The sequence below is a fragment of the uncultured Roseovarius sp. genome, assembly GCF_913054395.1.
GTDB lineage: Bacteria > Pseudomonadota > Alphaproteobacteria > Rhodobacterales > Rhodobacteraceae > Roseovarius.
This window is the reverse complement of sequence record NZ_CAJXIP010000123.1, coordinates 1-9,830: the sequence shown is the minus strand read 5'-3', so window position 1 is coordinate 9,830 and position 9,830 is coordinate 1. Positions and strand designations below refer to the sequence as shown.

Genomic DNA, 9,830 nt, shown 5'->3' with positions numbered 1-9,830 from the left:
AACCTTGTACCTTGGTGGTATCGGTCATGCCCGACACAAACAACCCGGCACCAAACAAACCGCCAGAGAGCAAAGCAAGAAACAAACGCTGCATCAGATTACTCCCAATACGTGGCGGAACAGGGCGATGGTGAGGCCGCCGGCCAGGATGTAGAAGACAGTGGCTACTATGCCGCGCAGTGACAGGCGGGAAATACCGCAGACCCCATGACCTGAGGTGCAACCGTTGGCAATTCTGGTGCCAATACCGACCAGCAGGCCTGCCGCAATGATCACCGCAGTATTGCTTGTCAGGTGGGTGTCGACGCCACCGTCATAGAACGGCAATAGCAGCATGGGCGTTACAAGCACACCGATCAAAAACACCAGCAGCTCTGCCATGTTGCTTTGGCCTGAGCCATCGATCAGGCCGCCCAGGATGCCGCTGGCCCCCATGATGCGGCCGTTTCCCAACAGGAAGACAGCGCCTCCTAGCCCGATGAGGCCGCCTCCGACGAGCCCCCAGATCCAATCTGTTTCCATTTCGCGCGTTCCTTTTTTAAGTGAGTGATGAGGGCTCTGGGACAAGAGAGCACCGGCCAGACAAATCCGTTGTGCAGGCAACTCTGTGTCCGCAGCCCGCTGTTGAAAGCGGGCCTGATCGACACCATTGCCCAGCCTACGGGCCAATGTCGGGCCTATGTGGTGGCGCCGCTCAGATCTTGTTGATCGGCAGTTTCAGAAAGACATCGCCCTGTTCGTCGGGCTCAGGCATTTGTCCCGCCCGCATATTGACCTGCAATGAGGGTAAGATCAGCCGTGGCACTGCCAAGGTGGCGTCGCGGGCATCCCGCATTGAGGTGAATTCCTCCATCGGACGCCCTTCGCCGATGTGCACATTCAGAGCTTTCTGCTCTCCAACCGTGGTTTCCCAGGCGTAGTCATCCCGCCCCGGCGCCTTATAGTCGTGGCCCACAAAGATGCGCGTCTCGTCTGGTAGGCTCAGGATCTTTTGGATCGATTGATACAGAACCTCGGAGGAGCCCCCGGGGAAGTCGCAGCGAGCGGTACCAAAATCGGGCATAAACAGGGTGTCGCCGACAAAGGCAGCATCGCCGATCACATAGGTCAGACAGGCGGGGGTATGGCCCGGGGTATGCAGTACTTCGCCGCGCAACTGACCAATCATGAAACTGTCGCCATCGCTGAATAGGGCATCAAACTGGCTGCCGTCGCGCTGAAAGGCGGTGCCCTCGTTGAAGACCTTGCCAAAGGTGTCCTGCACGATCATGATCTTTTCACCGACACCGATCTTGCCGCCCAGCTTTTCCTGGATATAGGGCGCCGCCGACAGGTGGTCGGCATGGACATGGGTCTCGATGATCCAGTCAAGGGTCAGGCCACGGTTCTGAATTTCCGCAATCAGCGCATCGGCGTGATCATAGGTGATCCGACCGGCGGCATAGTCGATATCCATGACGCTATCGACAATGGCGCAATGATTGCTTGACGGATCCTTGACGATATAGCTGATCGTGTTGGTGTCCTCGTCGAAATGGGCGGATACCTCGGGGGTGACGGTCATATCTACGGGATAGCTCATAGCGGTCTCCTTGGCATGAAAATCAGGCGAGGGGCGCGCCAGGCATCGTAACCGGGGCAGGGCAGTGTACCCCGGCACCGATTCCATTTTTTGACGTTTTGACCCCAGGCCCTTTCAAAGTTGCATTTGAAGTAGTGGTTTGGTTCGGCACCGTCAGTGACAATGTCACAATCGGCACAGTAGATCAGGAATTATGCCCGGCAAGCGTTTCAAGCTCGGTCCGGTTCACAAGGCTAATCGCGCCGCGCGACTGTTCGATCCAGCCGCGGCGCTGAAATTCCTGAAGCTGACGCGAGATGACTTCGCGCGCGGTGCCAAGCTCGACCGACAGCTTTTGGTGGGTGGTGGCAATCATCTCCTCGCCGCCCGACAGTTCGATAAGTTTGTCGGCAAGGCGCACATCGAGGCGCTGAAAGGCGACCTCGTCGATCATCAGGAACAGGTCGGTGATGCGCTTGGAAAAGGCGGCAAAGACGAAATCGCGGAAGGATTTGGACGTCGCCACAAGCTCGTCGAACACGGCGCGCGGGATCGCGGCGGCCTGCACCGGGGTCTCTGAAATGCCCTCTGCGGTGTAATCCTCATAGGCCAGCAGACAGGCGGTTGTCAGCACACAGCTTTGCCCGGCATGAATGCGATAGAGCACGATTTCATGGCCGGTCTCAGAGGTCTGCTGCACCCGCACCGTGCCATCCAGCAGAAACAGCATGTTTTCGGGCGACTTTCCGGGGCCGAAGATCGTCGTATCCTTGGGAACCTCGACAATGGCGCTGCGCGACAGCAGCACCTTCTTGGTTGCGGGCTCCAGCCGGGCGAGGCCGGGAAAGCGTTCGACCCATTCTCCGACAGCGGCGGGGGCGCTCATGGCTGTACCTGCGGGTCTTTGGGCATTTCAAACGGCGCGAGCCGGTCAAGCAACTGGCCCCGATTGGCCGAGATATCGGCAATGGTCAGCTCATCCAGCACCGCCATGAAGGCGCGGGTGGCCTCCTGGATCTTGCGCGAAAGGGTGCAGATGCCGATCAGCGGGCAGGTGTTCTTGTCGGGATTGAAACACTCGACCACGTCAAGCGGCCCTTCGGTCAGGCGCACCACGTCGCCTACAACGATCTTGTCGGGCGGCTGGCCAAGGCGAAACCCACCCCGCCGCCCGCGCACGGTTTCGAGAAGCCCCGCCTTGCCAAGTTCATGTACGATCTTGACGATATGGGGCCGCGACAGCCCGTGGACATGCGCCACGTCATCCACCCGTACAAGATCAGGCGCCTTGAGCGCCGCAAGCTGCAAAGAGCGCAGGGCGTAATTGGTATAGCTGGTCAGTTTCATGCTGCGTCCCAATGCCTCAATCAAAGTTATATTTAAACTATTGCTTTTGTAAACGGCAAGCGCGTATTGATCAATAAAACATCTATTCCAGATAGATGAAATGCTGCCCTGATTTACCGACGCTGTCACAGGTGTCCAAGGAAAAGGTGTTTTCATGTTAGACAGCCTGACCGCCGAGACACTGGCCCGCATGCAATTTGCGTTCACCGTGTCGTTTCATATCATCTTTCCGGCCTTTTCGATCGGGCTTGCCAGCTATCTGGCGGTTCTGAACGGGCTCTGGCTTGTCACCCGCGATCAGACCTACCTGGTGCTGTTTACCTATTGGAAAAAGATCTTTGCGGTGGCCTTTGGCATGGGGGTCGTGTCGGGCATCGTGATGTCCTATCAGTTCGGCACCAACTGGTCGGTCTTTTCCGATAAAACCGGCCCCATCCTTGGCCCGCTGATGGCCTATGAGGTTCTGTCGGCTTTCTTCCTTGAGGCGGGGTTTCTGGGCGTCATGCTGTTCGGGCGTGAACGGGTGGGCGATGGGTTGCATATGTTCGCTACCGCGATGGTCGCCTTTGGCACGCTGATGTCGGCCACCTGGATTCTGTCGGTCAATTCCTGGATGCAGACGCCTGCGGGCTATGGCATCAATGAAATCGGTCAGTTCGTGCCCGAGGATTGGTGGAAGATCGTCTTTAATCCGTCCTTTCCCTATCGCCTCGTGCATATGGTGCTTGCCGCCTATCTGACCACCGCGCTTGTGGTGGGGGGCGTTGGTGGTCTGCATTTGTTGCGCGACGGGGCCGATGCGGCGGCGCGGCGGATGTTTTCCATGGCGATGTGGATGCTGATCGTGGTTGCGCCGCTCCAGATCGTCGCGGGCGATTTTCACGGGCTGAACACGCTTGAACATCAACCCGCCAAGGTCATGGCGATGGAAGGCCATTACGAAAGCCATCCCGAGGGCGCGCCGCTGATCCTGTTCGGTATTCCCAACCCGGACGAAAAGCGGATTGAATATGCGGTGCAGATCCCCAAGGCCTCCAGCCTGATCCTCAGGCATGACCTGAATGCGCCGCTGGCGGGGCTTGATACGATTGCCGATGTAGATGAACCGCCGGTGACAATCGTGTTTTTCAGCTTCCGCATCATGGTCGCCCTTGGCTTTGCCATGCTGGGGCTTGGCGCATGGGCTTTTTGGCGGCGGCTGTGCGGAACGCTCTATCACGACAGATGGCTGCACCGCGCGTCGATCGCCATGGGGCCGATGGGCTTTGTCGCGGTGTTGGCCGGGTGGATCACCACAGAGGTCGGGCGCCAGCCCTTTACCGTCTATGGCCTGCTGCGTACCTCCGACAGCCTTGCGCCGGTGGCGGCACCTGCGGTGGCGGCCTCGTTGCTGGCCTTCGTGCTGGTCTATTTCTTCATCTTCGGGGCGGGCACGTTTTACCTGTTGAGAATGATGAACATGCCGCCTGCGAGCAAACACCTTGGCCTCAGGGATGCGCCGACCCGCACCGCGCGTGCGCGCAAGGCCAGGACCGCCCCGATGCCATCGCCGGTGAATAAGGAGCCCTCCAATGTTTGAACTTTCCTTCATCTGGGCCGGAATCATCGCCTTTGCGGTGCTGACCTATGTGATCCTTGACGGGTTTGACCTTGGGGTCGGCATCCTGTTTCCCTTCGCCAAAGGCGAGCGCGACAAGGCGACGATGATGAATTCCATCGCGCCGATCTGGGACGGCAACGAAACCTGGCTGGTGCTTGGCGGCGGCGGGTTGTTCGCGGTCTTTCCGCTGGCCTATGCGGTGGTGATGCCCGCGCTTTACATGCCGATCACCCTGATGCTGCTTGCGTTGATCTTTCGCGGGGTGGCCTTTGAATACCGCTGGCGCACAAAGCGGTGGAAGCCGGTCTGGGACGCAGCATTTTTCGGCGGCTCGCTTGTCGCGGCCTTCATGCAGGGCATCGCCCTTGGCGCGCTTGTGCAGGGCATCGAGATCGCGGACCGCGCCTATGCGGGCGGCTGGTGGGATTGGCTTAGCCCCTTTTCCGTCCTTACCGGGGTTGCGGTGGTGACCGGCTATGCGCTTCTGGGATCGACCTGGCTTATCCTCAAGACCGAAGGCGCGTTGCAGCGCCAGATGCAGCGCCATGCCTGGTGGTGTGCCGCCGGAACGCTTGGCTTTATCGGCCTGGTCAGCCTTTTGACCCCGTTTCAGGACCCGGTCTATTTCAGCCGCTGGTTCAACCTGCCCGGCAGCATCTTCAGCGTGCTGATGCCCGGCGCGCTCGCCCTCGCCACATGGGCCTTGTTTGCGGGGCTGAACGCGGACAGGGACGGCCAGCCCTTTTTTGCCGCGCTCACCTTGTTCGTGCTGTGCTTCATCGGCATCGGGATCAGCTTTTATCCCCATATCGTGCCCCCCGGCCTGACCATAGCCGAGGCGGCAGCCCCCAACGCGAGCCTGAAGTTCGCGCTTGTCGGCACGGTGGTGCTTGTGCCGCTGATCCTTGGGTATACCGCCTATGCCTATTGGGTGTTTCGCGGCAAGGTCGACCCCGAGGAGGGCTATCATTGAGGCTGTCGAGATCGGTGAAACGGCTTCTCTGGTTCGCGTTCCTCTGGCTGGCCAGCGTCGCCACGCTCGCGGTGATCGCGATGCTGATCAAGCTGGCGATGCCTTACTGACTATTCGGCCTGAATCGACTCGATGTAATAAACCAGCGACAGGATACGCCCCCGGACGATATCGCTTTCTGCCTTCTGCATTGGTGTCGGGTCGGCGAGTCCCTTGCGGCGCACCTCATCGGTGAAATAGCGCCCCCAAAGCGGCATCTTAGAACTGCCGTGCCCGGCGATTTTATGCGTACCAGTGATGGAGTTATAAACGCGTTCGCGCGGAAAGACCCCGGCATTGGCCTTGCTCAACCCCGTCAGGTTCTTTGGAGGGGTCGCAAAAAGCCCAGCCACAACCCCGTCGCCGCGCCCATCCATTCCATGGCATGCAGCACAGCGTTGCTGGAATTCATCCTTGCCGATCACATCCTGCGCAAGGCCCCCCGTGGCGGTTGCCAAAATAGCGCTGAGCGCGGCACCTGCGATAATTTTCAATCTGGGCATCTCTGCGTACTCCTTATTTTTAGTGCGCCCAGTATGGGCGACCTTGGGGAGTGTGGCTTGATTTTGCTCAATTTCGCCGGTCTGGCAGTGTGTGCGCCTTTGCACCTTGGAATGAAAAAACCCATGGCATAACCGGATGCCACGGCGCCCTTGTCGGTCACTTTTGATGCTGTTGCGAGGTTGGAAAGTGGTGGGCGACCCTGGAATCGAACCAGGCGTGCGTCTCCGCGAGGGAGTTACAGTCCCCTGCCACACCTTGCGGCCTGTCGCCCACTTGTCCTGCGAAAATTTCGCCTGACGTGGGGGGCTGATTACAAGCGCCGCGACGACCCGTCAACCGGAAAATGCCTTGCAAGCGACGACGGGCCGTCGCATTGTCGCCGCCTTGAGGAAAGAGGCGCCAGACCCATGAAAAAACCCCGCTGGGTGATCGATAAAGAACAGGCGAAACGCGCGGCAGCCGCAGAGACGGTGTGGCTTTTCGGGCTGCATGCGGTGCGCGATGCGCTGGAGAATCCGGCGCGCGAAAAGCTAAGGCTGATCGTGACGCGCAACGCCGCCGACAAGCTGGCGCAGGCGATTGCCGCCTCTGGTGTCGAACCCGAGATCGTCGATCCGCGCAAGTTTAGCGCACCGCTTGATCCGCAATCGGTGCACCAGGGTGCCGCGCTTGAGGTCAAGCCGCTGGCCTGGGGCAGCCTGCAAGACGTTTGTCTTGGCGATGGGGTAAGCGCGCCGCGCGTGGTCCTGCTGGACCGGGTGACCGATCCGCATAACGTCGGCGCGATTCTGCGTTCTGCCGAGGTGTTCGGCGCGCGCGCGGTGATCGCCCCGCGCCATCACGCCGCGCCTGAAACCGGCGCCCTGGCCAAGACCGCCAGCGGCGCACTTGAGCGTCAGCCCTATCTGCGGGTGCGCAACCTCGCCGATGCCATCACCGAGCTTCAGGGCATGGGCTATATCGTGCTTGGCCTTGCAGGCGAGGCCGAGACCACCATCGAGGCCGCGGTCGACGGGCGGCGTGACCGCCCGGTCGCGCTTGTGCTCGGCGCCGAAGGGCCGGGGCTTCGCCAGAAGACCCGCGAGAGCGTTGACACGCTTGTGCGGATCGACTTTGCCAGCGATTTCGGCTCGCTGAATGTCTCGAACGCGGCGGCGGTCGCGCTTTACGCCGCGCGCCCCTGAGGCATTGCTGCGGCATCCTCGAAGGCATAGATAAAGCGGCCCTTGATCATCCAGCTGAAGCCAAAGCTGATCAACCCGATGCTCTCGCCGACGAAGGTCAGGCGCAGGCTGTCCCAGAGGGCGGCGATGGATTCGGCCATTGCCGCAGGCAGGACAAGCCCCAGAAGCGCGCCCTTGATCGCCAGCACAGCAACCACCGCAAAGATGACGCGGCCGAGGGCGCGGTACCAGATATTGCGCCGGTCCTTGCGATTGCCCGGCGCCCGCGCGGCGGGTGAATTTTCGCGGGTAAAGACGAAATACGAGAAATATCCAAGGATGGAGAACATCACCCCCGCCGCACCGAAATGCAGCGCCTTGAGAAAGACCGGTACGTTTGCGGGACTGCCGAAAGCGGGAAAGCTGGCCCAGAAATCATAGGAAATCGCGCCGGTAACGGTGCCGCCGGGCGGATGAAATCCTTCGGAACCCTGTGCATGGGTCAGAAACACCCGTGCCACCTCCGCCCCATCATAGGCACAGCCAGAGCCGGTTGTTGGCGAAAATGCCACCAGCACCCCGGCAAGGCCCGCCAGTTTCAAAAGCACGATGTCGATCTTGCCGTAGCCAAGGCATCCCACCCGCTTGGTGGTGCGAAACCCGTAAAAGAACATCAGCAAGAGACCGATGAAACTGAGCGCGCCAACCAGAATATCACCGCCTATGCGGCTATAATAATAATGGCTGATCGAGGCGTTGAAACAGGTGTTGGTCAGCAAGGTCACAAACGCCAGTGACACCGGCAAGAGCAACGCCACATAGCCCACGCCGAGGTTCAGTTTGCGCAGGTCGACGTCAAACGGCAGGTCCTGAAGGTGGGGCGAAAGGCTGGGCGGTTCTGGTGTCTGGGGGGCATCCGGCATGTCGGTCATCGGCTGAAATCCTTGTGTGTTGAATGGGGCAAGCCTAACACGCATTGCGTGCGCGTGCGAAAGATTTGCCCCGCCGGGGTTGGAATTCGCCTGCTGTTGTCCGATATCAGGGCCATGACACCAAAGATTGCCACATGCAGCTATTGCAGCACCCGCGCGGCCCTGGTCCTTGACCGGGGTCGGCATGAGTTGATCTGCGCCAGTTGCGGCGCGCCCTTGCATGACATGAAGGCGCTGCATAAGCCCGCAGAGCGGGCCCGCGCCCATACAGGGCGGGCACGCCCGATGCCCCCGCCGCATCAGGACAATGGCCCCGAACGCCCCGTCCGCAAGCGGCGCAAGCCCCGCAGGGGGTTTGCGCGCAAGATGTTGGAAGAGATCTGGGATGTGGTCGAGGATATCTTTGACTGATCCCTGCGCCGCAGGCGTTGCATCGGGGCAATCGGGCGTTCACAGGTATATTACAAGCCCTTTTTATTGTCGAAATCGTACCTACTTAATGATCAGAGGCGCTGATCTGGAACATTGGCGCTTCACTACACTGTCCCTCGTTCCGCGACTGGCGCCCAGGCTTTTGCTTGGGCGCTTTTTTCTGGCGTGGTTTCATGATTGAGTGTGCACCATGAGCGAAACTTATAGTGATTCCCATCTTCGTAGCATCCTGACCCGCACGCGACGCGTGGCGGTGGTGGGGGTGTCGATGAACCCGGTACGCCCGAGCTATTACGTGGCGCGATATCTGAGCCTCAAGAAATATCAGGTGGTGCCGGTCAATCCCGGCCAGGCGGGCGAGGTTTTGTTCGGGCAGAAGGTCGTGGCCCGGCTTGCCGATATCGAAGGCGATGTCGACATGGTCGATATTTTCCGCCGCTCCGAACACGTCCCGCCAATCGTGGACGAGGCGCTTGCAGCGTTTCCGGCGCTCAAGACGATCTGGATGCAGATTGGCGTCGAGCATGCCGAGGCCGCCAGTGTCGCGCGGGCGCGTGGCGTGGATGTGATCATGAACCGCTGTCCCAAGATCGAATATCAGCGGCTGTATGGAGAGTTGCGCATGGGCGGGTTCAATACCGGGGTTATTTCGTCCAAGCTCTGACAAGGGGCGCTGCCCCCGTCGCCCCAAAGGGGCGCCTCCCCCAGAGTATTTTAGCCAAGAAGAATGCGGTATCGGGTCAGCTTGCCTTGAAATCGGCGGCAATGCGCAAGTCGCGCATGGGCCGGACGCGGTCGATGCAGGCGCTATAGATTGGATGCGCCTTATAGGCGGCCAGCGCGGCATCGTCGTCGAATTCGGCATAGACAACCAGATCGACCCGATCACCGGCGATGGGATCGCTTTGCAGGTTGCGACCGACTTCAAAATGCCGCGAATGGGGGATTTCGGCCAACATCATCAGGCCGTTATGGATTTCGTCCACCTGATCACGGTCGGCGGCGCTGAAGAAAACGATATGGCGGATCATGGTTATCCCTTGGGTCGTGAGGCTTTTTCGGCGAGGCCCGAGGTGCCCTGGCGGCGTGCAAGCTCTGTCATGACGTCCGAAAGGGCCACATCGCGCGATTGCAGCATCACCAGCAGGTGAAAGAGCACATCGGCGGCCTCGGATGTGAGGCCTGACTTGTCGCCCTTGACCGCCTCGATGATGGCCTCGACCGCCTCTTCGCCGAATTTCTCGGCGCATTTCTCCGGTCCCTTGGCGAGCAGCCTGGC

At 60.1% G+C, this 9,830-nt stretch carries 14 protein-coding genes and 1 tRNA gene; 6 read left to right on the top strand and 9 right to left on the bottom strand.

Features of this window, described 5'->3' with window-relative positions:
• Positions 1-93 precede the first annotated feature (93 nt).
• The 4 genes from QZ522_RS14760 to QZ522_RS14745 all read right to left on the bottom strand — a co-directional run bounded on the left by QZ522_RS14760 (position 94) and on the right by QZ522_RS14745 (position 2,908).
• Positions 94-522 carry a YeeE/YedE thiosulfate transporter family protein gene (locus tag QZ522_RS14760; protein WP_294613156.1) on the bottom strand — a complete coding sequence of 143 codons (429 nt, stop codon included), beginning with the start codon at positions 520-522 and terminating at the stop codon, positions 94-96.
• A 172-nt stretch (positions 523-694) separates the two neighbouring features.
• Positions 695-1,582, bottom strand: coding sequence for an MBL fold metallo-hydrolase (locus QZ522_RS14755; RefSeq protein ID WP_294613153.1), 888 nt, complete (start codon positions 1,580-1,582; stop codon positions 695-697).
• A gap of 184 nt (positions 1,583-1,766) precedes the next feature.
• The gene (locus tag QZ522_RS14750) at positions 1,767-2,447 is read right to left on the bottom strand and encodes a Crp/Fnr family transcriptional regulator (protein ID WP_294613151.1); all 681 of its coding nucleotides are present in this window, start codon (positions 2,445-2,447) and stop codon (positions 1,767-1,769) included.
• On the bottom strand, positions 2,444-2,908 hold the full coding sequence (locus tag QZ522_RS14745; RefSeq protein ID WP_294613149.1) for an Rrf2 family transcriptional regulator: 465 nt from the start codon (positions 2,906-2,908) through the stop codon (positions 2,444-2,446). The genes QZ522_RS14750 and QZ522_RS14745 overlap by 4 nt, the downstream gene beginning before the upstream one ends.
• A 154-nt stretch (positions 2,909-3,062) precedes the next feature.
• Here QZ522_RS14745 and QZ522_RS14740 point away from each other — a divergent pair, with 154 nt between their 5' ends.
• The 3 genes from QZ522_RS14740 to QZ522_RS14730 are packed head-to-tail and all read left to right on the top strand — an operon-like array spanning position 3,063 to position 5,591.
• Positions 3,063-4,487 (top strand): cytochrome ubiquinol oxidase subunit I, encoded by a 1,425-nt coding sequence (locus tag QZ522_RS14740; RefSeq protein ID WP_294613147.1) that lies wholly within the window; start codon positions 3,063-3,065, stop codon positions 4,485-4,487.
• A complete protein-coding gene (gene cydB / locus QZ522_RS14735; RefSeq protein ID WP_294613144.1) occupies positions 4,480-5,481 on the top strand; it encodes a cytochrome d ubiquinol oxidase subunit II in 1,002 nt (333 codons plus the stop codon). The genes QZ522_RS14740 and cydB overlap by 8 nt, the downstream gene beginning before the upstream one ends.
• The gene (locus tag QZ522_RS14730; RefSeq protein ID WP_294613141.1) at positions 5,478-5,591 is read left to right on the top strand and encodes a DUF2474 family protein; all 114 of its coding nucleotides are present in this window, start codon (positions 5,478-5,480) and stop codon (positions 5,589-5,591) included. The genes cydB and QZ522_RS14730 overlap by 4 nt, the downstream gene beginning before the upstream one ends.
• On the opposite strand, the gene QZ522_RS14725 is transcribed toward QZ522_RS14730, so the two are convergent.
• Together QZ522_RS14725 and QZ522_RS14720 are read right to left on the bottom strand one after the other, a co-directional pair.
• Positions 5,592-6,023 carry a c-type cytochrome gene (locus tag QZ522_RS14725; RefSeq protein WP_294613138.1) on the bottom strand — a complete coding sequence of 144 codons (432 nt, stop codon included), beginning with the start codon at positions 6,021-6,023 and terminating at the stop codon, positions 5,592-5,594.
• A 188-nt stretch (positions 6,024-6,211) separates the two neighbouring features.
• Positions 6,212-6,295 (bottom strand) — tRNA-Tyr (locus tag QZ522_RS14720).
• Positions 6,296-6,431: 136 nt separating this feature from the next.
• Between QZ522_RS14720 and rlmB the strand changes: the two genes are divergently transcribed.
• Positions 6,432-7,208, top strand: coding sequence for a 23S rRNA (guanosine(2251)-2'-O)-methyltransferase RlmB (rlmB, locus tag QZ522_RS14715; RefSeq protein ID WP_294613135.1), 777 nt, complete (start codon positions 6,432-6,434; stop codon positions 7,206-7,208).
• Here the strand turns inward: rlmB and QZ522_RS14710 are convergent.
• Complete coding sequence (locus tag QZ522_RS14710; RefSeq protein WP_294613132.1) at positions 7,190-8,119, bottom strand: hypothetical protein; 930 nt, start codon at positions 8,117-8,119, stop codon at positions 7,190-7,192. The genes rlmB and QZ522_RS14710 overlap by 19 nt on opposite strands.
• A gap of 114 nt (positions 8,120-8,233) precedes the next feature.
• Here QZ522_RS14710 and QZ522_RS14705 point away from each other — a divergent pair, with 114 nt between their 5' ends.
• Positions 8,234-8,530, top strand: coding sequence for a hypothetical protein (locus tag QZ522_RS14705; protein WP_294613129.1), 297 nt, complete (start codon positions 8,234-8,236; stop codon positions 8,528-8,530).
• A gap of 211 nt (positions 8,531-8,741) precedes the next feature.
• Positions 8,742-9,215 carry a CoA-binding protein gene (locus QZ522_RS14700; RefSeq protein ID WP_294613126.1) on the top strand — a complete coding sequence of 158 codons (474 nt, stop codon included), beginning with the start codon at positions 8,742-8,744 and terminating at the stop codon, positions 9,213-9,215.
• 76 nt (positions 9,216-9,291) lie between these two features.
• On the opposite strand, the gene QZ522_RS14695 is transcribed toward QZ522_RS14700, so the two are convergent.
• Complete coding sequence (locus tag QZ522_RS14695; RefSeq protein WP_294613123.1) at positions 9,292-9,582, bottom strand: Dabb family protein; 291 nt, start codon at positions 9,580-9,582, stop codon at positions 9,292-9,294.
• A 2-nt stretch (positions 9,583-9,584) separates the two neighbouring features.
• On the bottom strand, positions 9,585-9,830 hold a 246-nt coding region (locus QZ522_RS14690; RefSeq protein ID WP_294613120.1), incomplete at its 5' end, for a phosphoribosyl-ATP diphosphatase.